At 67.5% G+C, this 19,292-nt stretch carries 25 protein-coding genes; 10 read left to right on the forward strand and 15 right to left on the reverse strand.

Annotated elements, in window-relative coordinates:
- Positions 1–2: 2 nt before the first annotated feature.
- Together PSV23_RS14160 and ahcY are read right to left on the reverse strand one after the other, a co-directional pair.
- Entirely contained in the window at positions 3–209 is a 207-nt protein-coding gene (locus PSV23_RS14160) for a twin transmembrane helix small protein (protein WP_300470115.1), read from the reverse strand.
- Positions 210–321: 112 nt separating this feature from the next.
- On the reverse strand, positions 322–1,713 hold the full coding sequence (ahcY, locus tag PSV23_RS14165; RefSeq protein WP_300470117.1) for an adenosylhomocysteinase: 1,392 nt from the start codon (positions 1,711–1,713) through the stop codon (positions 322–324).
- 147 nt (positions 1,714–1,860) lie between these two features.
- Here ahcY and PSV23_RS14170 point away from each other — a divergent pair, with 147 nt between their 5' ends.
- The 4 genes from PSV23_RS14170 (at position 1,861) to PSV23_RS14185 (ending at position 5,927) form a co-directional block, all read left to right on the forward strand.
- Positions 1,861–2,766, forward strand: a complete 906-nt coding sequence (locus PSV23_RS14170; RefSeq protein ID WP_300470119.1) for an aspartyl protease family protein — start codon at positions 1,861–1,863, stop codon at positions 2,764–2,766.
- Positions 2,767–2,809: 43 nt separating this feature from the next.
- Complete coding sequence (locus PSV23_RS14175; protein WP_300470121.1) at positions 2,810–4,135, forward strand: amidohydrolase family protein; 1,326 nt, start codon at positions 2,810–2,812, stop codon at positions 4,133–4,135.
- Positions 4,136–4,177: 42 nt separating this feature from the next.
- Positions 4,178–5,173: a biotin synthase BioB gene (gene bioB, locus PSV23_RS14180; RefSeq protein WP_300470123.1), complete on the forward strand. Its 996-nt coding sequence runs from the start codon at positions 4,178–4,180 to the stop codon at positions 5,171–5,173.
- Positions 5,174–5,552: 379 nt separating this feature from the next.
- Positions 5,553–5,927: a Tat pathway signal protein gene (locus tag PSV23_RS14185; RefSeq protein ID WP_300470125.1), complete on the forward strand. Its 375-nt coding sequence runs from the start codon at positions 5,553–5,555 to the stop codon at positions 5,925–5,927.
- Position 5,928: 1 nt separating this feature from the next.
- On the opposite strand, the gene PSV23_RS14190 is transcribed toward PSV23_RS14185, so the two are convergent.
- Positions 5,929–6,903: an ABC transporter ATP-binding protein gene (locus PSV23_RS14190; protein WP_300470127.1), complete on the reverse strand. Its 975-nt coding sequence runs from the start codon at positions 6,901–6,903 to the stop codon at positions 5,929–5,931.
- A 166-nt stretch (positions 6,904–7,069) separates the two neighbouring features.
- Here PSV23_RS14190 and PSV23_RS14195 point away from each other — a divergent pair, with 166 nt between their 5' ends.
- Positions 7,070–7,324: a hypothetical protein gene (locus PSV23_RS14195; protein WP_300470129.1), complete on the forward strand. Its 255-nt coding sequence runs from the start codon at positions 7,070–7,072 to the stop codon at positions 7,322–7,324.
- Positions 7,325–7,386: 62 nt separating this feature from the next.
- Complete coding sequence (locus tag PSV23_RS14200) at positions 7,387–7,626, forward strand: zinc-finger domain-containing protein (RefSeq protein ID WP_300470130.1); 240 nt, start codon at positions 7,387–7,389, stop codon at positions 7,624–7,626.
- 4 nt (positions 7,627–7,630) lie between these two features.
- Here PSV23_RS14200 and PSV23_RS14205 read toward each other — a convergent pair whose 3' ends face one another.
- The 7 genes from PSV23_RS14205 to PSV23_RS14235 form a co-directional block, all read right to left on the reverse strand.
- Positions 7,631–8,290, reverse strand: coding sequence for a glutathione S-transferase family protein (locus PSV23_RS14205; protein ID WP_300470133.1), 660 nt, complete (start codon positions 8,288–8,290; stop codon positions 7,631–7,633).
- A gap of 2 nt (positions 8,291–8,292) precedes the next feature.
- Entirely contained in the window at positions 8,293–8,757 is a 465-nt protein-coding gene (locus PSV23_RS14210) for an SRPBCC family protein (RefSeq protein WP_300470135.1), read from the reverse strand.
- Positions 8,754–9,416: a dihydrofolate reductase family protein gene (locus PSV23_RS14215; protein WP_300470137.1), complete on the reverse strand. Its 663-nt coding sequence runs from the start codon at positions 9,414–9,416 to the stop codon at positions 8,754–8,756. The genes PSV23_RS14210 and PSV23_RS14215 overlap by 4 nt, the downstream gene beginning before the upstream one ends.
- Complete coding sequence (locus PSV23_RS14220) at positions 9,413–9,895, reverse strand: SRPBCC family protein (RefSeq protein WP_300470139.1); 483 nt, start codon at positions 9,893–9,895, stop codon at positions 9,413–9,415. The genes PSV23_RS14215 and PSV23_RS14220 overlap by 4 nt, the downstream gene beginning before the upstream one ends.
- Positions 9,895–10,608, reverse strand: a complete 714-nt coding sequence (locus tag PSV23_RS14225; protein ID WP_300470141.1) for a winged helix-turn-helix domain-containing protein — start codon at positions 10,606–10,608, stop codon at positions 9,895–9,897. Before PSV23_RS14225 ends, PSV23_RS14220 begins: the two co-directional genes overlap by 1 nt.
- 74 nt (positions 10,609–10,682) lie before the next feature.
- Positions 10,683–11,180 (reverse strand): SRPBCC domain-containing protein, encoded by a 498-nt coding sequence (locus PSV23_RS14230; protein WP_300470144.1) that lies wholly within the window; start codon positions 11,178–11,180, stop codon positions 10,683–10,685.
- Positions 11,177–11,515: a metalloregulator ArsR/SmtB family transcription factor gene (locus PSV23_RS14235; protein ID WP_300470147.1), complete on the reverse strand. Its 339-nt coding sequence runs from the start codon at positions 11,513–11,515 to the stop codon at positions 11,177–11,179. Before PSV23_RS14235 ends, PSV23_RS14230 begins: the two co-directional genes overlap by 4 nt.
- A 112-nt stretch (positions 11,516–11,627) precedes the next feature.
- On the opposite strand from PSV23_RS14235, the gene PSV23_RS14240 reads away from it, so the two are divergent.
- The gene (locus PSV23_RS14240) at positions 11,628–12,005 is read left to right on the forward strand and encodes a hypothetical protein (protein ID WP_300470149.1); all 378 of its coding nucleotides are present in this window, start codon (positions 11,628–11,630) and stop codon (positions 12,003–12,005) included.
- Positions 12,006–12,079: 74 nt separating this feature from the next.
- On the opposite strand, the gene PSV23_RS14245 is transcribed toward PSV23_RS14240, so the two are convergent.
- From PSV23_RS14245 to PSV23_RS14255, 3 genes are all read right to left on the reverse strand, one after another.
- Positions 12,080–13,036: a hypothetical protein gene (locus PSV23_RS14245; protein WP_300470151.1), complete on the reverse strand. Its 957-nt coding sequence runs from the start codon at positions 13,034–13,036 to the stop codon at positions 12,080–12,082.
- Positions 13,037–13,150: 114 nt separating this feature from the next.
- Complete coding sequence (locus PSV23_RS14250) at positions 13,151–13,942, reverse strand: ABC transporter permease (protein ID WP_300470153.1); 792 nt, start codon at positions 13,940–13,942, stop codon at positions 13,151–13,153.
- Positions 13,939–14,883 carry an ABC transporter ATP-binding protein gene (locus tag PSV23_RS14255; protein ID WP_300470156.1) on the reverse strand — a complete coding sequence of 315 codons (945 nt, stop codon included), beginning with the start codon at positions 14,881–14,883 and terminating at the stop codon, positions 13,939–13,941. Before PSV23_RS14255 ends, PSV23_RS14250 begins: the two co-directional genes overlap by 4 nt.
- Positions 14,884–14,984: 101 nt before the next feature.
- Between PSV23_RS14255 and PSV23_RS14260 the strand changes: the two genes are divergently transcribed.
- The 3 genes from PSV23_RS14260 to PSV23_RS14270 all read left to right on the forward strand — a co-directional run bounded on the left by PSV23_RS14260 (position 14,985) and on the right by PSV23_RS14270 (position 17,852).
- Positions 14,985–15,890: a DUF1206 domain-containing protein gene (locus PSV23_RS14260; RefSeq protein WP_300470158.1), complete on the forward strand. Its 906-nt coding sequence runs from the start codon at positions 14,985–14,987 to the stop codon at positions 15,888–15,890.
- 76 nt (positions 15,891–15,966) lie between these two features.
- Positions 15,967–16,500 carry a lipocalin family protein gene (locus PSV23_RS14265; protein ID WP_300470159.1) on the forward strand — a complete coding sequence of 178 codons (534 nt, stop codon included), beginning with the start codon at positions 15,967–15,969 and terminating at the stop codon, positions 16,498–16,500.
- A gap of 20 nt (positions 16,501–16,520) precedes the next feature.
- Complete coding sequence (locus tag PSV23_RS14270; RefSeq protein ID WP_300470161.1) at positions 16,521–17,852, forward strand: sorbosone dehydrogenase family protein; 1,332 nt, start codon at positions 16,521–16,523, stop codon at positions 17,850–17,852.
- A 52-nt stretch (positions 17,853–17,904) separates the two neighbouring features.
- On the opposite strand, the gene PSV23_RS14275 is transcribed toward PSV23_RS14270, so the two are convergent.
- Both PSV23_RS14275 and PSV23_RS14280 read right to left on the reverse strand, forming a co-directional pair.
- A complete protein-coding gene (locus PSV23_RS14275) occupies positions 17,905–18,528 on the reverse strand; it encodes a hypothetical protein (protein ID WP_300470164.1) in 624 nt (207 codons plus the stop codon).
- A 148-nt stretch (positions 18,529–18,676) separates the two neighbouring features.
- Positions 18,677–19,138 carry a peptidase S1 gene (locus tag PSV23_RS14280; RefSeq protein ID WP_300470166.1) on the reverse strand — a complete coding sequence of 154 codons (462 nt, stop codon included), beginning with the start codon at positions 19,136–19,138 and terminating at the stop codon, positions 18,677–18,679.
- Positions 19,139–19,292 lie beyond the last annotated feature (154 nt).

Genomic DNA, 19,292 nt, shown 5'->3' on the forward strand with positions numbered 1-19,292 from the left:
GCTCAGGCGCCGTGCGTGGATTTCCACCACATTCCGACGCACAGCAGCGCGATCGCCACCGCCTGCAACGCGACCCGCAGCCGCATCAGCTTGTTGGAATGCGACCGCGCATAATCGCCCCCGCGGTACAGCGAATAGATGCCGAAGCCCAGGGTCACGGCCACCGCCGCGATGGCCAGCAGGATCAGGATGTTCAGAACGTCGCCCATGACCGCAATCTAGTCGGCGCGGCGCCGCGAAGCCAGCGCCCGGGTCCTTCCGCAGCAAAAAGGGCCCGCGTCCGAATGGCGCGGGCCCCTTCAGTCTCCCGGGCCAAGCGGCCTAGTAGCGGTAGTGGTCCGGCTTGAACGGGCCTTCGGTCGGAACCGAGATGTAGTCGGCCTGCTCTTTCGACAGCGTCGTCAGCTTGGCGCCCAGCTTGCCCAGGTGCAGCATGGCGACCTTCTCGTCGAGATGCTTGGGCAGGGTGTAAACCTGGTTCTCGTACGACTTGGCGTTGGTCCACAGTTCGATCTGGGCCAGCGTCTGGTTGGTGAAGCTGGCGCTCATCACGAACGACGGGTGGCCCGTGGCGTTGCCCAGGTTCACCAGACGGCCTTCCGACAGCAGGATGATCTTCTTGCCGTCCGGGAACTCGATGTGGTGGACCTGCGGCTTGATCTCGTCCCACTTGAAGTTCTTCAGGCCGGCGACCTGAATCTCGGAATCGAAGTGGCCGATGTTGCAGACGATGGCGTTGTTCTTCATCGCCCGCATGTGCTCGACGGTCAGGACGTCCTTGTTGCCCGTGGCGGTGACGAAGATGTCGGCCTCGCCGGCGACGTCCTCGACGGTGACGACCTCATAGCCTTCCATCGCCGCCTGCAGGGCGCAGATCGGATCGACCTCGGTGACCTTCACCCGGGCGCCGCCCTGGCGCAGCGAGGCGGCCGAGCCCTTGCCCACGTCGCCATAGCCGCAGACCACGGCGACCTTGCCCGACAGCATGACGTCGGTGCCGCGGCGGATCGCGTCGACCAGGGATTCACGGCAGCCGTACAGGTTGTCGAACTTGGACTTGGTGACGCTGTCGTTGACGTTGATGGCCGGGAACGGCAGGTCGCCCTTCTTGGCCATTTCGTACAGGCGGTGGACGCCGGTGGTCGTCTCTTCCGACACGCCGCCGATGGCGTCGCGGATCGCCGAATAGAAGCCCGGCTTCTCGGCGATGTAGCGCTTCATCACCTTGAAGAGGGCTTCCTCTTCCTCGTTCTGCGGATTGGCCAGCAGGGACAGGTCCTTCTCGGCCTTGGGGCCGAGCACGCACAGCAGGGTGGCGTCGCCGCCGTCGTCGAGGATCAGGTTCGGATAGCCGCCATCCGCCCATTCGAAGATCTTGTGGGCGTAATCCCAGTACTCTTCCAGCGTCTCGCCCTTGGTGGCGAACACCGGGGTGCCGTTGGCGGCGATGGCGGCCGCGGCGTGGTCCTGGGTCGAGAAGATGTTGCACGAGGCCCAGCGCACGTCGGCGCCCAGGGCTTCCAGCGTCTGGATCAGCACGGCGGTCTGGATGGTCATGTGCAGGCTGCCGGCGATGCGGGCGCCCTTGAGGATCTGCTGGGCGCCAAATTCCTCGCGCAGGGCCATCAGGCCCGGCATTTCGGTTTCGGCGATGGCGATTTCCTTGTTGCCGAACGGGGCAAGCGAGATGTCGCGGACGATGTAGTCGGTCATGAAGGGGGCTTTCCGGGAAGACTGTTCGCGCGGCCTATAGACCGGTCCCGGTCCCGGAGCAAGAAACACATAAGGATGTCTTTATGTGTTTCCGGTGAAAGTCTCGCCCGTACGTTTCATGCCACCCTGGTGGAAGGGAGCGAAACCATGCCTGGCCCGGATCTGACGCGTCGCACGATGGCCCTGGCCGGATTGGCCGGTCTGGCGTCGCCGACGCTCGTGCGGGCGCAGGATGCGCCTTCCTTCACGACCAGCGACGCCCGGCAGGGGCTGCTGACTGTTCCCGTGACGATCAACGATCGGGGCCCCTACGCCTTCGCCATCGACAGCGCCGCCAATGCCTCTGTGATCGCGCAGGACCTCGCCGTCGGCTTGACGCTGCCCGACGCGGGGGAGGTGACGATGCACACCGTGGTCGCCAGCGAACGCGCGCCGACCGTGCGGGCCAGCCGGCTGCGCACCGGGGCGCTGGACGCTCGGGACGTCCGGCTGGTGGTCACGGGCCGGCAGGGTTTGCTGGGACTGGACGGCCTGCTGGGAACGGACCTTCTGGGCGGTCTCAGACTGGTGTTGAATTTCAGGGGCCGGACGCGGGTCAATGTCACGCGCCCCCGGCGGCGCGGCGATCTGAATTTCGATGGCGTGCGGTTGAACGCCGAGCAGCGCTTCAACGGCCTGTTGCTCATCGACGCCATGGCGGGAAGCGTCCCCTGCAAGGTGATCGTCGACACCGGCGCGAAAATGACGGTCATCAACACCGCTCTCGCCCGTCAGGCCGACGCCCGGCCGCTGACCCTTCCCGACGGGTCCGGCCTGGGCCTTGTTCTGTCACCCACCGGCCGCGGCGCGGCGGGAGAGGCGATGCTGTTGCCCGAGCTTCGGCTGGGCGGGGCGCGGCTGACCCGGATTCCAGTACTGGCGGGCGACTTCCATACTTTCTCTGTCTGGGAATTGGCCGACCGGCCGGCCCTGCTTCTGGGCGTCGACCTTCTGGGCCTGTTCCAGACCGTGATCATCGATCTGAAGCGGGGCGAGCTGCTTCTGGACCATTGAGGGCGGTTGGTGTCTATCTGACGCTCTGTTGAGGGGGGACTGCATGAAGGCGACGATAGCGGGCGCACTGGCGGCGCTGACCATGGGCGGCGCGAGCCTGGCCCAGGAAACGACTCCGGAGCCAACCGGCCCGGTCACCCTGATCCAGGCCGGCCGGCTGCTGGACCGTCCGGGACAGGCGGCGCGCGGCCCCTCCACCGTGGTGGTGCGCGACGGCCTGATCGTCGAGATCCGCGACGGCTTCATCGACGCCTCGGCCTTCCCCGGCGCGACCGTCATCGACCAGCGCGACCGCTTCGTCCTGCCCGGCCTGATCGACAGCCATGTGCATCTGATTTCGGATCTGGGCGGGCAGGCCGGCTTCCTGTCCGGGATCACCGAAAACCTGCCGACCCACGCGTTCCGCGCCGCCGGGAACGCCCAGAAGACTCTGATGGCGGGCTTCACCACCGTGCGGAACCTCGGCGATGAAGGCGGCGTCACCCTGGCCCTGCGTGACGCCACGGCGGCCCACCGCCTGCCGGGACCGCGCATCGTCGACGCCGGAACCAGCATCTCGACCACCTCGGGCCATATGGACGGCCGTCTGGGCTTCAATGACGAGCTGCGTGAGACGATCCCGCACGACAACGTCTGCAACGGCCCGGAAAGCTGCCGCGAGGCGGTGCGCATCCAGGTCGGACGCGGCGCCAACGTCATCAAGATCGCCACCACCGGCGGCGTGAACAGCCGCATCGGCGCCGGCCTGGGCGCCCAGATGTTCGACGACGAGGCCCGGGCCCTGATCGAGACGGCGCATCTGTATGGCCTGAAGGTCGCGGTCCACGCCCACGGCGCCGACGGCATCAACATGGCGCTGCGGATGGGCGCGGACTCGATCGAACACGGCACCATCTTCGACGATGAGACCATCCGCCTGTTCCGTCAGTCCGGCGCCTGGTACGTCCCGACCCTGTCGACCGTGAACGGCTATATCGAGCGTCTGGCCGCGGACCCGAACGCCTATTCGCCCGAGGTCCTGCCCAAGATCCGCTGGCGCATCTCCATCACCGGCCAGTCGCTGGAGCGGGCGGTTCCGGCCGGGGTCAGGATCGCCTTCGGCACCGACGCGGGCGTGTCGAAGCACGGCCGCAACGCCGACGAGTTCGCCTTGATGGTCCAGCATGGCATGACGCCGATGGGCGCGATCCAGGCCGCCACCGTCAACGCCGCCGATCTGCTGGGCCTGTCGTCCGAGATCGGCACGCTGGAGCCCGGCAAGCGGGCGGACATCGTCGCCGTGGACGGCGATCCGCTGACGGACGTGACGGTCCTGACCACCATGGACTTCGTCATGCGTGACGGACGGGTCTATCGCGACGAGCGCTAAGTCCGCTTGGCTGGATCGGGTCGCGAGGCTAGGAAGTTCGCCATGACCACTGATCTCTCGACGCCCCGTCACGACTGGACCCTGACCGAGGTCGAGGCCCTGTTCGCCCGGCCCTTCATGGACCTGGTTTATGACGCCGCCACCGTGCACCGCGCGTGGTTCGATCCGTCCGAGGTGCAGAAGAGCCAGCTGCTGTCGATCAAGACCGGCGGCTGCGCCGAAAATTGCGGCTACTGCTCCCAGTCGGCCAGTTTCGACACCGGGCTGAAGGCCGAAAAGCTGATGGACGCGAGCGTCGTCCTCGCCGAAGCCATGGCGGCGAAGGCTGGCGGAGCCAGCCGCTTCTGCATGGGGGCCGCCTGGCGCGAGCTGAAGGACCGCGACACGCCGAAACTGGCGACCATGATCGCGGGGGTGAAGGCGCTGGGGCTCGAGACCTGCGCCACCCTCGGCATGCTGACCGCCGATCAGGCGCGCCAGCTCAAGGCCGCAGGTCTGGACTACTACAACCACAACCTCGACACCGGCCCGGAATACTACGCCCAGGTCGTGACGACGCGGACGTACCAGGACCGGCTCGACACCCTGCAGCACGTGCGGGATGCGGGCATGGCGACCTGCTGCGGCGGCATCGTCGGCATGGGTGAGGCGCGGCGGGACCGGGCCAGCCTGCTGCACGCCCTGGCCACCCTGCCGGAGCATCCCGACAGCCTGCCGGTCAACGCCCTGGTGCCGGTCACCGGCACGCCCCTGGGCGACCGGGTCAGGCGCGAAGGCGAGATCGACCCGATCGAATTCGTCCGCACCGTCGCCGTCGCCCGTCTGGTCTGCCCCAGGGCGATGGTGCGCCTTTCGGCCGGCCGCGAGACCATGAGCGCCGAGATGCAGGCGCTGTGTTTCCTCGCCGGGGCCAACTCCATCTTCGTCGGCGGCAAGCTGCTGACCACGCCCAACCCCGAACAGGACGAGGACGCGGCCCTGTTCGCCCTGCTGGACCTCAAGGCGATGGAGCCGAAAGCGATCGAGGCGGTGGCGTAATATTGCCGTCAGATCCGCTCTCCAGCCGCCGACGGAACAGGAATTTATTCCTCTCGCCGCCTTGACCGTCGCCTGGCCCGTCCCATGTCAGACGGTGCGGCCGGAGGGCCTCGCAACGGTCTTTGAAAATCGAACGACGGAGGTGGCGATTCCAGCCGCGTCCAGACGACGAGATTTCCGATAATATGGCGCGGTTTGGCCGGGCCGATCGCCGTCGGCTCGCTAACAGATTGATTTTCAACATTTTTTGGCGTCGGGAATTGGCACGGTTGGCGCTCCGAATTTCGAAAAACGCGCCAGCGGTTGGGGCGCGGCAACGAAATGTCCGATTGAACCTGGTCGTAACCGCCCCTTAAACGACCGACGCTACGGTCGGCGCATGGATCGCCGCGCCCTCCTCGGACTGAAATCCCGGACCCTCAAGGCCCGCGAGGGCTCGAGCGCGCCCCAGGCCAGCTATCTGCGTCTGCCGACCGTCACCGCCAATGTCGTCCGCCCGGGCGGACGGCGCGGCGTCATGACGGTCGAGACCGGGATCGACACCCCCGACGCCGCCCTGCGCGCCCGCGTGGCCCAGTCCGCGCCCCGGCTGCGCGCCGCCTACGCCGCGGTGGTCCAGCAGGCCGCCGGCGCCCTGCTGCCCGGCGCGCCGCCCGATGTCGAACGTCTGGTCGCCCAGCTTCAGGCCGCGACCAATGCGACCATGGGGCGGGCGGGCGCGCGGCTGCTCATCGGGACGGTGATGGTGGTCTGAATCAGTCCCTGGTGGGACTCACCTGGTTTGCATCGCCATAGGTCAGGGCCAGGAAGACGTCCTCCAGATCCGGATCCTCGGTGGTGATGTCGGCGATCGTCACGCCCGCGGCCCGGACCGCCGCCAGCACCTGTTCCACCGATGACTGCCCCTTGCGATAGGTGACGACGAAGGCCCCGTTCGGACGCGCGACCGCCTCGAAACCCTTCAGCGTGGGCAGGCCGTCCAGCTCTCCCTCGGGCGTCACCACGACATTGCGGGTGTCCAGCCGGCGCAGCAGCTGCGGCGTCGGCTCGCAGGCCACGACCTGGCCCCGGTTCATGATGGCGATGGTGTCGCAGAGCTCCTGCGCCTCTTCCAGATAGTGGGTGGTCAACAGCACCGTCACGCCCTCGGCGTTGATGCGCCGGACATAGTCCCACAGCTGGCGGCGCAGCTCGACATCCACGCCGGCGGTCGGTTCGTCCAGGATCAGGATCGGCGGATTGTGCACCAGGGCCTTGGCCACCATCAGCCGGCGCTTCATGCCCCCCGACAGGGCGCGCACATAGGCGTGCGCCTTGTCCGACAGGCCGAGCGCGGCCAGCAGTTCGTCCGAGCGCCGCTCCCTGGCTGGAACACCGTAGAAGCCGGCCTGGACTTCCAGCGCCTCGCGCGGGGTGAAGAAGACATCGGCGACGATCTCCTGCGGCACCACGCCCAGGGCGGCGCGGGCGTCACGCGGCTGCCTGTCAATGTCCCGGCCCCAGATCTCGGCCGTTCCTCCGGTCTTGTTCACCACCCCCGCGAGGATGTTGATCAGGGTCGACTTTCCGGCGCCGTTGGGACCCAGGAGGCCGAATATCGAGCCGCGGGGAATGACAAGGTCGACGCCGCGCAGGGCCGTCTTCGGCGGGGCCTTTTTCGTGCCGGCGTAGGTCTTCTCCAGCCCGTGCACCTCGATGGCGTTGACGGGCAGGGCGTTCGCTTCGGGCATGCGGGCTTTCCATTGGACTGGTCGGCCTAGGTAGGCTCGCCGGTCGCCGCCGCCAAGGCCACGCGCCCGTGTGTTCCCAGCTTAGTGTCAATGACGCTTGACATCACGCCCCAATGTGTCCAGCTTCCTTGTCATTATGAACAGCTTGCTTGACGGAGCCGCACCCATGACCCGCACGAGAATGATTGGCTGGACCGCCTTCGCCGTCTGCCTCCTTGGCTACGGGGCGTTCACGGCGATCATCGTCCTGAACCGGATGGGTCAGATGGATACGCGCGAGACCCTGTTGTTTGGCGGCCCCGCCGCCGTCGCGGGCGAGATCGGCCTGTGGGTCGCCGCCGGCAGCCTGGGCTGGTCCCTGTTCAAACGGCGCAAGGCGCTGTTCGACCGGGTCTTCCGCAAAGACGCCGGGACGGTTTGACGCCGGACCCCCGCCCGCCTAGGGAATCGATCCCGCCGCTTCTGCAGTTCCGAGATCGCGCCATGCCGCCCCGCCACCCCGACGCCATCATCCCGCCGCCGGAAGACATCGTCGTTCCGGGCAAGCGCGTGGCGTGCGACGGCGGCGGCGGCGCCCTCGGCCACCCGCTCGTCTACATGGACATGGGCGGCGACGACTTCGTCGAATGCGCCTACTGCGACCGCCGCTTCGTTCTGGACGCCCATCCGCGCCCCGGGAACGAATACCTCAGCCCCGCCGCCCGGCCTCCCGAAGCGCACTAGGCCTTCAATCCTCGGCGGGCGGCGCCGGCATCAGATCTCCGAATGGCGCCGCATCCTTCAGCGCCCGGACGAATGACGGCCGCGCCCTCAGCCGCCCGTGCCAGGCCTTCAGCAGCGGCCGATCGCCGAGCGGAACCAGCCGTCGGCCATAGGTCAGGATCGGCGCGGCGCAGCAGTCCGCCAGGGTGAAGCTCTCGCCCGCGCCCCAGGTTCGCCCGTCCGACAGCCGTTCCTCCAGCTGGTCCCAGCATCGCGCCAGCACAGCCTCTTCCTCGGCCTTGCCGTACGGGTCCCGCTGGTCCTCGGGGCGAAAACCGCCGAACACGATCCGGTTCATCGGTCCGCCCGCATAGGTGTCGACGATGCGGTCGACCAGCCGCGCTTCCAGCGCCACGTCGGGGTCCGCCGGGATCAGCCGCCCCCCGCCCGCCAGCCGGTCCAGGTATTCGATCACGATACTGGATTCGAACAGCGTCCGGTTCGCCCCGGTATCGACCAGCGCCGGCATCTTGGCGAAGGGGGAGACGGCGCGGAATTCGGCCATGACGGCGGCGTCTTCATGCTGGATCAGCTTCAGCTCGAACGGCAGATCCAGTTCGTAGAGCGCCACCGCCGTCTTCTGACCGTAGCCCGAGTAAGGATGGGAATAGAGACGCAGAACCATACTCAGACAGCCTTCCGTTGCGACGCCAGCCACGCGTCCAGTTGATCCAGTCCGGCGGCCGTGCCCTCTTCCCGCTCGGCCCAGCCGTCCTCGCCGAAATAGACGCCCTGCTCGTTGAAGGTCAGGACCGTCCCGTCGCCGTCGGGCGTAAACTCGACCGTCCCGAGCGAAGCCGAAATCTTCCGGCCCGCCACGTGCATGACGAAGGCGAACACGATCCGGTGGTCGGGAACGATGTCCAGAAACCTGCCTTCGAACAGATGCTCCGCCCCGTCTTGCCCGCCACCGCGGCTGACTTCGCGGCCGCCGACGTGGAAATCCAGCTGCTCGATGACCGGTGCGATGACCTCTTCGCAGCCCATCCATCGCTGTTTGACCTCGCGGTCGGCGAAGGCGGCGAAGACCCGTGCCGGCCCCGCGCCATAACGGCGGGTGACGGTGAAGGCGCCGAAGAACAGTTTGCTCACGGCTTTTCCTTCGCTGTGCGGGTCAGGATCAGATGAGTCGCCTTCTCGCCCGCGGTGCTGGAGGTGATCTCATAGCCGAGAGCCGGCAGTTCCAGGTCCTTCCACAATGCGTCGCCCCGGCCCAGAACCACCGGAGAAATGGCGATGTGCATCTCGTCGATCAGTCCCGCCCTCAGATACCGTCGAATAGTCTCGGCGCCGCCGCCGATCCGGATGTCCCTGTCACCGGCCAAGGCCCGCGCCCTCTCCAGCGCCGCCTCCATGCCACCGGTTTCAAACTGGAAGAGAGTGCCGTCGCGCATCGGCACGTCGGCGCGAGGGTAGTGGGTCAGTACGATCACCGGGACCTTGAAGCCGGGATCTTCGCCCCACCAGCCCTTCCATGTGTCGTCGGCCCAGTCGCCCCTGATGGGCCCGAACATATTGCGCCCCATGATCCACGCGCCAACGCCCTCCATGCTGCGGCTGGCGAAGTCATTGTCAGTGCCCTCGTGACCGCCGGACTGGCCGAAACGCGTCCGAAATTGCGGGGTCGGAATGAACCAGTGGTGCAACATTTCTCCTCCCACGCCGAGGGGATGCTCCAGGCTTTGATCGGGTCCGGCGCAGAATCCGTCGACCGACACACTGAAGCAATCGACGCGCACCTTGCCGCTCACCGGGTCGCATCCAGTTCGCGGCCGAGGGCGTCCAGCAGTTCGGCGCAGCCCTGTTCGCGCATCCGGATATCGTCCGCCCCGTCGAAGAAGGCCCCCTGTTCAGTGTAGATCAGGCGCGTGCCCGAACCGTCGGCGACCAGTTCGGTCGTGCCCAGGGAAGCGGAGGCGCGTTGTTTTTGGCCGTCGACCTCCCGCCCCATGACGTAGGAGCAGACGATCCGCTGGTCCGGCGCGATGTCCAGATAGTCGGTGTCGTTGAACCAGGTTTCGTTGCCCTTGTCGCCAAGGCGGAAGCGCCCGCCGGCGCGGCCGCCGACGCGGAAATCGTGCTCCCACTCATGGATGGTCCAGCCTTCGCCGTCGACGAACCAGCGGCGGAAAGCCGCTGGTTCGGAATAAGCCCGGAACACGCGCGCGGGTGAGGCGTCGTAGCGGCGCTCGACGGTGAATGTTCCGTGGGCGACGGAGGGGGCTTTCATCAGTGATCTCGTCCCTTGTATCTGGCCAGTTCGGCCGCCAGGCTGTTCAGAGTCGTGTCGAGGCCAAGGCTCGCGTTGGCCCGCGTGTCGGGTTCCAGCGCCTCTATCTGGATCGTCAGCCTCAGCAGGGAGCCGCCGGCTCCGATGGAAATCTCGACCGCCTGCAAGACGTGACTGAGGGCCCGACCGGCTTCTCTCACCGTTTCAGGCCCCACAGTCCGCTGGTCCGACCCGATCTCCAGATATCTGTTCTCCACGGCGTGACGCAGGTGGTCCGGCGCCCCGACAATCTCCGGACCAACGCCGCCGGTGCGTAATCCATCTCCATCATGGACAGGCCCGGGCCCGGACACAGCATCATCCGCCCCGTTGACGCGCAGCTGGTAGCCGAGCCGAGGCACGGTCTCGATGATCACCGACCGTGAACCATCCCGGGCGAACACCTGCCTCAGCTTCCCGATCGTCCGATTCAAGGCGTCGTCGCTGACGAAGCGTCCATTCCAGCATTGGGCGATCAGGGCTTGGCGGCTGATCGTGCGATTTCGCGATCGCGCAAGCACGACAAGGACCTGGAACACCCGCGGCTCCAGCCGCGCGACATGTTGGTCCGTCTCGATCTCGCGCACCGCCGGACGGGCGTGAAATGCGCCGAGGCGAAAGGCCGGTTCGTTGAACAGATCCACCGGCCCGACCGGGAATTTGAAGATGCTCATCGATCTTGCTTGCCCTGTCGAAGAATTATCCGGGAAATCCTCCTCCATTGAGCTGTTGGGCCGGGCCCGCGCTTTCATTTTTCGGCTAGAGTTTCGAGGGTCATCTCATTCCGCGGCGGCGGACTTTCGGGCCCGGCCAGTTCCACCACCAGATTGTCGAGGGTCGCGGCGTGGCCCTCACGGGCGCCGTCCAGCATGCCCGGCTCGACCGCGACCATCTGTATGGTCAGTTTCAACATGGAGCCGCCGGGCCCGTCCGAGATTTCCACCGCGTTCAATGCGTGACTCAGGACCCGGCCGCCCTCCCTGACCGTTTCCGACACCACGATGCGTTTATCCGGCTCGATTTCCAGGTAGCGGTTCTCGACATGATAGCGCAGGTCGTCGGGAGAGCCGCAGCGGCACAGGTCGATGCCGCCCATGCGAAAATCGTGCACGTCGTAGACAAGCCTGGCGCCGGGCGGGACCGCCCAGCGTTCGCGCGCCCGGGGATCGGCGAAGGCGGCGAACAATCTCCCGGGCGAGGCGTTGTACTCGCGCTCGAAGGTCAGGGTCTGGTGGCGAAGTGTCATTGTGGCTCGTCCCCGGTCTCGTCCAGAAAGGCTCCCAGTCGGTCGAGACTGCGTTCGACCGACTGGCGGCGCGCGTTGATCCAGCGCTCGGCGGCGCTGAGAGTCTGGGCTTCGACGCGGCAGGTTCGGACCCGGCCCGTCTTCTCGGAGGCCACGAGGCCCGACGCCTCCAGGGTCTTCAGATGCTGCACCACCGCCGACATCGACATCGGGAAGGGCGCGGCCAGTTCGCTGACCGACGCGGGACCGCGCGACAGCCGCTCGACCATGGCCCGGCGGGTCGGGTCGGACAGCGCCTGGAAGGCCATGTCGAGTGAGGATTGATGCTGAAGCATTCACTTAAGTATCAATCCTGGACGATGGACGCAAGCCCGTCGGAAAACGGGGCTAACGGGGCGTTAATCGACGCGGCTCAGGCTGAACCACAGACCTTTTCCGGAGGGCTTGATGTCCACCATCCAGACCGGCAGCTATCGCCGCCAGCGCGATCATTTCGAACCCCAGGACGCGGATCCCGCGGAACAGCGGCGCGTGCGCGGCCTGCTGGAGCAGATCGACTACTCGGCCTTCGTCGCCAATCGCGAGATCATCGGCCAGATGCTGCCGCGAATCGACGCGCCCGCTTTTCAGCGGCTGGCCATACTGACGGCCACGGCGCGCGGAAAATGGGTGGCAGAAAGTCTGCGCCAGTCGGAATCGGGCGCGCCCTCGACCCCCGACCAGATCGCCCGGCTGACGTCGGCCCGCACGGCCTATGAGGAACTGGCGGAGGCCTATGAAGGTCTGAGGCGGATGGTCGAGCGCGGATACGTCGCCATACGATAGGGCCAAGGCCCTATCGCTCGCTGACAACCTGAAGGCATGGGCCTGCGTCAGACCCGGACGCTGGTCCGATCAATCTAGCCGATCGGCTGGGGCCGGGTCGTGATCGGAGCCTCGGGATCCACCGGCGGCCGCTCCGCCTCGGTGGGGGGAGGCCCGGCGGGCTGGGCCGGGGCGATCTCGATCAGAGGGACCGGGGCGATGGCCGACGGCGGCGTTGCGGCGGGCGTGGAAGCCGGCGGCGTTGCGCGCACCGGGATCGTGGCTGCGGGACGCTGCGGCGCTGGCGCCGTTCGGGCGGACGAACCCTCGGCGGCCGGCGCTGGTGTCGACGCCGCCGCGGGAACCGGGGCGGCCGGGACCGGCTCCACCACGGGCGCCATGACAGGGGCCGTCAGGACCGCTTCCACCGGCGGCGCAAGGGCCGCGGGCTCCACGAGGGCTGGCGCCGGCGCGGTGGCCGGCGGGCGGGTCATCAGCCAGCCACCCAGGGCGATGACCGCGACTGCGGCGGCGGCGATACCGCCGTACAGGGCAGCCCGGCCGGGGGCCTTCCCGCGGGCGCTGGCCGCCTGCAGGGTCGAGCCGGCCGCCGCCGGTTCAACGGCGACCGCCCGCGGCGCGGGCGCGACGGCCAGCGGCGGTTCGGGGCGGGCCCGCGTCGGCGATGGCTCGACCGGCGGCAGCGGGCGGACCGTCAGATCGGGGGCGGAAGAGGCGGCGACGGGCGCTTCCTCGACAGGAGTCGAGGCGACGGGGAGCTGGGCGACCGGGGTGGGCCGCGGCGACGGCGGCGCGACCGGTTCGGGTGCGGACCGGGGGGCCGCGCGGGGGATCATCGAGCCACTGAAGATGCCCGGGGCGGGGCGGGGCGCGGGCGTGGACTCGCGCGGCGGTTCGGGCAGCGGCGGCAGGCGATCGCCACGGGGCAGCGGGCCGGCGCGGAACACGGTCGCCGGCGGCCGACCCCAGACGACGGGACGGCGGAACGGCTCGGGCGTTCCATTCAGGGGCTTGTCGGACTCGGTGGACATTCGGACTCCCGCGCGCCGGGAGGGGGCGCGCTGCATCAATGCAGAGGCCCCGTTCGAGGCATGGTAAGGGTGTTCGCCGATCTGGCCCGTTTCGTGACGGGCATGATCTGACCCCTAGTTCTTCAGCCGATAACCGGTCCTGAACATCCATCCCACGATGGCCAGGCAGACGAACAGGAAGCCCAGCGTCGCCGCCAGACTGGCCCCGATGCCGACGTCGCCGGAACCGTAGAAGGTCCAGCGGAATCCCGAGATCAGATAGACTACGGGGTTGAACAGGGTGATCGTCCGCCACATCGGCGGCAGCATGTCGATCGAATAGAAGGACCCGCCCAGGAAGGTCAGGGGCGTGACCACCAGCATCGGGATCATCTGCAGCTGCTCGAAGCCGTTGGCCCAGATGCCGATGATGAATCCGAACAGGCTGAAGGTCGTCGAGATCAGGATCAGGAAGGCCAGCATCTCGAGCGGATGCAGGATCTGCAGCGGCACGAAGAAGGCCGCCGTGGCGAGGATGATCAGCCCCAGCACCGCCGACTTGGTCGCCGCCGCCCCGACATAGGCGATGACGATCTCGAGCGGCGACACGGGCGCGGACAGCAGTTCGTAGATGGTGCCGGTGAATTTGGGGAAGTAGATGCCGAACGAGGCGTTGAAGATCGACTGGGTGAACAGGCTCAGCATGATCAGGCCCGGCACGATGAAGGCGCCGTAAGGCACGCCGTCGATCTCGGTCATGCGGCTGCCGATGGCCGAGCCGAAGACCACGAAATACAGGGCCGTAGTGATCACAGGGGTGACCAGGGACTGCCAGACGGTGCGCAGGGCCCGCGCCATCTCGAAACGGTAGATGGCCCAGACGCCGTAGCCGTTGAAGGCCAAAGCCCTGGAAGATTGGCTGTTCATGCCGCGGCTCCCGTTGTCTTGTCGCGGTGGACCAGGCTGACGAAGATGTCCTCCAGCGAGCTCTGGCTTGTGTGCAGGTCCTTGAAGGCGATGCCCAGGTCCGACAGCGTGCGCAGCAGGGACGGCACGCCGGTCTTCTCGAGATTGGAATCGAAGACGTATTCCAGCTCGTTCCCGTCGGCCTTCAGCGTCGGCGACCATTCGGCCAGTTCCGGCGGCACGGCGGCCAGCGGCTCCTGCAGGTTCAACGTCAGGGTCTTCTTGCCCAGCTTTTTCATCAGGGCCGAGGTCTCCTCGACCAGGATCAGTTCGCCCTTCAGGATCACGCCGACCCGGTCGGCCATCTCCTCGGCCTCCTCGATGTAGTGGGTGGTCAGGATGATGGTGACGCCCTTGTCTCGCAGGCCGCGCACCAGGTTCCACATGTCGCGGCGCAGTTCGACGTCCACCCCGGCCGTGGGCTCGTCGAGGAACAGGATGTCGGGTTCATGGCTCAGCGCCTTGGCGATCATGACCCGGCGTTTCATGCCGCCGGACAGGGTCATGAGCTTGTCGTTGCGCTTGTCCCACAGGGACAGTTCGCGCAGCGTCTTCTCTATATGACCGGGGTTGGGCGCCTTGCCGAACAGGCCGCGGCTGAAGGTCACCGTCGCCAGCACGGTCTCGAAGGCATCGGTGGTCAGCTCCTGGGGCACCAGACCGATCTTCGAGCGGGCGGCGCGATAATCGGACTGGATGTCGTGTCCGTCGGCGACGACCGTCCCCGTGGTCGGGGTGACAATGCCGCAGACGATCGAGATCAGGGTCGTCTTGCCGGCTCCGTTGGGACCCAGAAGGGCGAAGATCTCGCCTTTGCTGATTGTCAGGTCGATGGGTTTGAGGGCTTGCAGCCCGGACTTGTAGGTCTTGGTCAGACCCGTGATCGAGATAACCGGTTGCATGCACGCCCTCCGTGGCGCCCGCAGATATGCGTCCCAAGGCCGCACCTCAAGGCCGGCGCAAGCCAGCGGAGCCATATTCGGAGCCGGGAGTTACGGACGCCGTGCCCAGCCCCCTCGCTTCCCTCCGATCCCGTCTGGCCCGCGCGGGCGACTACGGACGCAAACGGTCGCCGCTGCTGCGTCGCGTGCCGCCGCTGCATGACCTGCTCGAGCTGGCGGCCCGGGTCGGGTATGGCGCGCGCGGTTTCGTCTATCTGTCCGCGGGATTGCTGATCCTGCTGGCGGCCGCGGACCTGGTCGGAGACGCCGTCGGGGTCAAGGGCGCCATTGCCTGGGTCGCGCTGAGGCCGTTCGGCCGTCTGTGGCTGTTGCTGTTGGGGCTGGGGCTGACGGCCTTCGTCACGTGGCGGCTGTTGCAGGCGGTGTTCGACGCCGATCACGAAGGCACGAGCCGCCACGGGCTGATGACCCGCATGGGCCAGGGTTTCAGCGCCATGACCTATGGCATTCTGGCCTTCAGCGCCTTTGGCCTGCTGATGGACAAGCCCACCGACACGAAGTCGGCCGATATCACGAAGAGCCGGGAACAGGCGGAGGCCGTGCTGTCCCTGCCCTTCGGCAACTGGCTGCTGGCCGGGGCCGGTCTGTGCATACTGGGGATCGGCCTGGCCAACATCAGTCGCGCATGGCGCGAGGACTTCACCGAATACCTCGCCTGTTCGCCCAGGATGGGCCGGCGGGTCGCGCCGCTGGCGCGGGCCGGATATGTGGCGCGTGGTCTGGCCTATGTGCCGCTGGCCATTCTGGTGATGCTGGCCGGACTGCGCGCCAAGGCGTCGGACGTCACCACCTTCGGCCTGGCCCTTGACGCGGTCGAGCGTCAACCCGCCGGTCCGTGGATTCTGGCCGTCACCGCGCTCGGCTTCGTCGCCTTCGGGGCCTTTTCCTTCATCGAGGCGCGGTTCCGCAGGATCAGGCTCCCGCGCGTTCTCGATCCCCTGACCTGAATTCGGTCCCTGTCGCGTCCCTGCGGAACCTGCGCCGTATCTGCGCTATTCATTCTCTGCCGGAGCCTGTCTCGCCATGCGTACCGCCGCTGCCGCTCTCATCCTTTCTCTCAGCCTGTCCGCCTGCGTCACCGCGCCGGGTCCTGACGAGGTCCGCGCGCCCCAGCCCACGAAGGCTGTCGATCCCGAGCGCTTCTACACAGGCCGCTGGCTGGAGATCGCCCGCCTGCCCATGCGCCTGACGGACGGCTGCGTTGCGGGGGCCACCAACTATGTGCTGGTCAGTCCGGCGCGGGTCGATGTGCGCGATACCTGTCAGGTCGACACCCCACAGGGCCGGGAGAAATCGATCGGCGCGCGCGGCGAAATCCTCGATCCGGGGACCAGCGCCAAACTGCGCGTCCGCTATTTTGGCGGCCTGATCACATGGGACTACTGGGTGCTGGACCGCGCCGAGGACTACAGCTGGTTCATCTCGGCCGACCCGACCTTTGAAAAGCTGTGGATCTACACTCGCGAAGTCCCCGACGCCGCCCAGCGCCAAAGGCTTGTCTCCCGCGCCGAAGCCTTGGGCTACGATGTCAGCCGTCTGGAATTCCCCGCCTTCTGACCTTCACCCGGAAAGCCGCCATGTCCCGCCCGCCCCTGCTCGCCGCCTCGATCACCGCCCTGACCCTCGCCGCTTGCGGAGGCAGTGAGGCGCTGGATCCCGCCCTCGGATTCGGTCCCGATCCGACATTGCCGGCGCCGCAGAGGGCCCTGTTCCCGACGGTGAACGTCGCCGACGCCGTCGGGTGGCCCGTCGGGCGGACGCCGGTCGCCGCCCCCGGCTTCCGCGTCCAGCCCTTCGCCAGCGGGTTGGACCACCCCCGCTGGCTGTACCGCCTGCCCAATGGCGACATTCTGGTGGCCGAGACGAACGCCCCGCCCAGGCCTGCGAATATCGACGCCGGAGCCGGGGGCGGCATCCGCGCCTGGGCCCAGGGTCTGTTCATGAAGAAGGCGGGCGCCCGGGCGCCCAGCGCCAACCGTATCACCCTGCTACGCGACGCCGACGGGGACGGCGTGGCCGAGACGACGACCGCCTTCCTCGAAAACCTGATGTCGCCCTTCGGCATGGCCCTTGTTGGAGACACCCTCTACGTCGCCAACGCCGACGCCGTGGTGGCCTTCCCCTATCAGGCCGGTCAGACGCGGATCACCGCCGCCGCGCGCAGGATCGTCGACCTGCCCGCGCAACGAAATCACCACTGGACCAAGAGCCTGGTCGCCAGCGCCGACGGATCGCGCCTCTATGTCGGCGTCGGCTCCAATTCGAACATCGGCGAGAACGGCCTGGACGAGGAGGTGGGTCGGGCGGCGATCTGGGAGATCGATCCGGCGACGGGCAGCCACCGCATCCATGCCTCGGGCCTGCGCAATCCGGTCGGTCTGGCCTGGCAGCCGGACAGCGGCAAGCTGTGGGTTTCGGTCAATGAGCGGGATGAGCTCGGCAACGACCTGGTGCCGGACTACATGACCTCGGTCACGCCCGGGGCCTTCTACGGCTGGCCGTGGAGCTATTATGGCCAGATTGTCGACACGCGGGTCGAACCGGCCAACCCCGATATGGCGGCCCGCGCCCTCAAGCCCGACTATGCGCTGGGATCGCATACCGCGTCCCTCGGCCTGACGTTCGGCGAGGGCGGCATGTTCCCGGCACGGTACCAGGGCGGGGCCTTTGTCGGCCAGCATGGGTCGTGGAACCGCAAGCCGCGCAACGGCTATCGCGTGATCTTCGTCCCGTTCGCGAACGGCGCGCCCGCGGGACCGCCGCAGGATATCCTGACCGGCTTCATCAACGACGAGGACCAGGCCATGGGTCGACCGGTCGGGGTGCAGTTCGACCGCCTGGGCGCCCTGCTGGTCGCCGACGACGTCGGCAATATCATCTGGCGAGTGTCGCCCGCACCGGCGCCCTGACAGAAAAAAGCCCCCGGCGGGTCCGCCGGGGGCCTCCGTACCAGGAGCTCGATCAGTCGAGCGGCGCGACCACGATGATCGGCGCCGGGGGTTGGGCCGGCGCGGGTGTCGGCGTGACCGTCGCAGCGGGAGCGGGCGCCGTATTCAGCGTCGATGTGGAGGACGTCGCCGGAGTGGGGGTGACGACGCGGGCGACCGGAGCGGCGGGTGTCTGCGACGCCGTGGGCGCTGTCGCCCGAGGGGCGGGAGCCGGGGTGACGGCCCGGCGGACCGGGGTCGTCGGACGGAGCACGGGAGCGGGAGCCGCAACGGCCCGCACCGGGGCCGGCGTCGAGACGCTGGCGGCGGGCGAAGCGGCCGCCACCAGCGGGGTGGCGGCGACGACCGGAGCGGTCACTGCCGGTTCAGCCAGCGGCGCGGCGGTTTCCTCGCCGTTCATCATCATCATGGCGCCGAGGCCGCCCAGAACCAGAACGCCCACGGGCGCCAGGATCATCCACGTCCTGATCTTGCCGCCGCCGCGCGCAGCCTTGCCGCGCCGGGCGTAGACGGGAACGAAGGGCTCATCGGTTGCGCCACTCAGGCGCGGGCTCAGGTCCTCGCGAGGAGCGAAGGCGGGAACTTCAACCCGGTCGCCATAAGGCTTCAACGGGTCAACGGGATAGGTGACTGACATGAAACTGTTCCTCCAATCGTCCGGAAAGAACAACTCTGCGAGATCACGGTTCCGCGATTTCGGTGTAGTCGCGAAGAAACACCGTTGTCGCCACAATTGAGGCGACAACGGTGCAGCATTACGGTGGCGGTTTACTCAGTTCTGGCCGTCAGAAGTTGCCGAGTTCTGAAATCGACAGGACGGCGGGCTGAGGGTCGCCGATCGAATAGGTGCCGACCCAGATTTCATACCGGCCGGCCTGAGATCCGAGGGTGATGAGCGGGTTGTTGTCCTCGCCGGAATCGTCGTCGCAGTACCATTCGCCATTGGGACCGTTGACCACCAGGGTCGTGTCGGCCTTGGACAGCACCGAGATCTTCAGGTTCAGCGAGCCCTTGCCGCTCCAGTTCAGGCGGAAGTCCGGCGCGCGGGTGATGTAGCCCGAACAGCCGCTGCCCGCGGCGGTCGCGCTTGTGTCGCCGCCAGCTCGCAGGCTGACCAGGTGCGGATCGGGCGTGAACCCGGGGGCCAGGGTGATGTCACCGTAATTCGGCTCGGCGTTGTAGTCCTGGGCTGCGGCGGTCCCGGTGAATGCCAGGGCGCCAGCCGCGACGGCGATCAGAAGTCGCATTGGTTCAAGTCCCCCCGGGGCCCCTCCCGCGGCCCGGCGCCGCAAACCCCTGTTCGTCGATTAAGCCCTCGCCCGCGACAATCTTCAAGCGCCTGCCTTCAAATCGGCACGCTGACCCTGCGTCACCGCCGCATCGGCGCCACGCCTTCCCGCA

It is taken from the genome of Brevundimonas sp. (assembly GCF_029946145.1).
Lineage (GTDB): Bacteria > Pseudomonadota > Alphaproteobacteria > Caulobacterales > Caulobacteraceae > Brevundimonas.

Bases quoted from the DNA above. Each gene is read 5' to 3' on its own strand.
- PSV23_RS14205 (WP_300470133.1), bottom strand. From the start codon at position 8,290: ATGGTTCTGCGTCTCTATTCCCATCCTTACTCGGGCTACGGTCAGAAG.
- PSV23_RS14275 (WP_300470164.1), bottom strand. From the start codon at position 18,528: ATGTCAGTCACCTATCCCGTTGACCCGTTGAAGCCTTATGGCGACCGG.
- ahcY (WP_300470117.1), bottom strand. From the start codon at position 1,713: ATGACCGACTACATCGTCCGCGACATCTCGCTTGCCCCGTTCGGCAAC.
- PSV23_RS14185 (WP_300470125.1), top strand. From the start codon at position 5,553: ATGGATCGCCGCGCCCTCCTCGGACTGAAATCCCGGACCCTCAAGGCC.
- PSV23_RS14190 (WP_300470127.1), bottom strand. From the start codon at position 6,903: ATGCCCGAAGCGAACGCCCTGCCCGTCAACGCCATCGAGGTGCACGGG.
- PSV23_RS14235 (WP_300470147.1), bottom strand. From the start codon at position 11,515: ATGCTTCAGCATCAATCCTCACTCGACATGGCCTTCCAGGCGCTGTCC.
- PSV23_RS14265 (WP_300470159.1), top strand. From the start codon at position 15,967: ATGCGTACCGCCGCTGCCGCTCTCATCCTTTCTCTCAGCCTGTCCGCC.
- PSV23_RS14255 (WP_300470156.1), bottom strand. From the start codon at position 14,883: ATGCAACCGGTTATCTCGATCACGGGTCTGACCAAGACCTACAAGTCC.
- PSV23_RS14230 (WP_300470144.1), bottom strand. From the start codon at position 11,180: ATGACACTTCGCCACCAGACCCTGACCTTCGAGCGCGAGTACAACGCC.
- PSV23_RS14195 (WP_300470129.1), top strand. From the start codon at position 7,070: ATGACCCGCACGAGAATGATTGGCTGGACCGCCTTCGCCGTCTGCCTC.
- PSV23_RS14270 (WP_300470161.1), top strand. From the start codon at position 16,521: ATGTCCCGCCCGCCCCTGCTCGCCGCCTCGATCACCGCCCTGACCCTC.
- PSV23_RS14160 (WP_300470115.1), bottom strand. From the start codon at position 209: ATGGGCGACGTTCTGAACATCCTGATCCTGCTGGCCATCGCGGCGGTG.
- PSV23_RS14245 (WP_300470151.1), bottom strand. From the start codon at position 13,036: ATGTCCACCGAGTCCGACAAGCCCCTGAATGGAACGCCCGAGCCGTTC.
- PSV23_RS14175 (WP_300470121.1), top strand. From the start codon at position 2,810: ATGAAGGCGACGATAGCGGGCGCACTGGCGGCGCTGACCATGGGCGGC.
- PSV23_RS14240 (WP_300470149.1), top strand. From the start codon at position 11,628: ATGTCCACCATCCAGACCGGCAGCTATCGCCGCCAGCGCGATCATTTC.
- bioB (WP_300470123.1), top strand. From the start codon at position 4,178: ATGACCACTGATCTCTCGACGCCCCGTCACGACTGGACCCTGACCGAG.
- PSV23_RS14280 (WP_300470166.1), bottom strand. From the start codon at position 19,138: ATGCGACTTCTGATCGCCGTCGCGGCTGGCGCCCTGGCATTCACCGGG.
- PSV23_RS14220 (WP_300470139.1), bottom strand. From the start codon at position 9,895: ATGAAAGCCCCCTCCGTCGCCCACGGAACATTCACCGTCGAGCGCCGC.
- PSV23_RS14250 (WP_300470153.1), bottom strand. From the start codon at position 13,942: ATGAACAGCCAATCTTCCAGGGCTTTGGCCTTCAACGGCTACGGCGTC.
- PSV23_RS14225 (WP_300470141.1), bottom strand. From the start codon at position 10,608: ATGAGCATCTTCAAATTCCCGGTCGGGCCGGTGGATCTGTTCAACGAA.
- PSV23_RS14170 (WP_300470119.1), top strand. From the start codon at position 1,861: ATGCCTGGCCCGGATCTGACGCGTCGCACGATGGCCCTGGCCGGATTG.
- PSV23_RS14200 (WP_300470130.1), top strand. From the start codon at position 7,387: ATGCCGCCCCGCCACCCCGACGCCATCATCCCGCCGCCGGAAGACATC.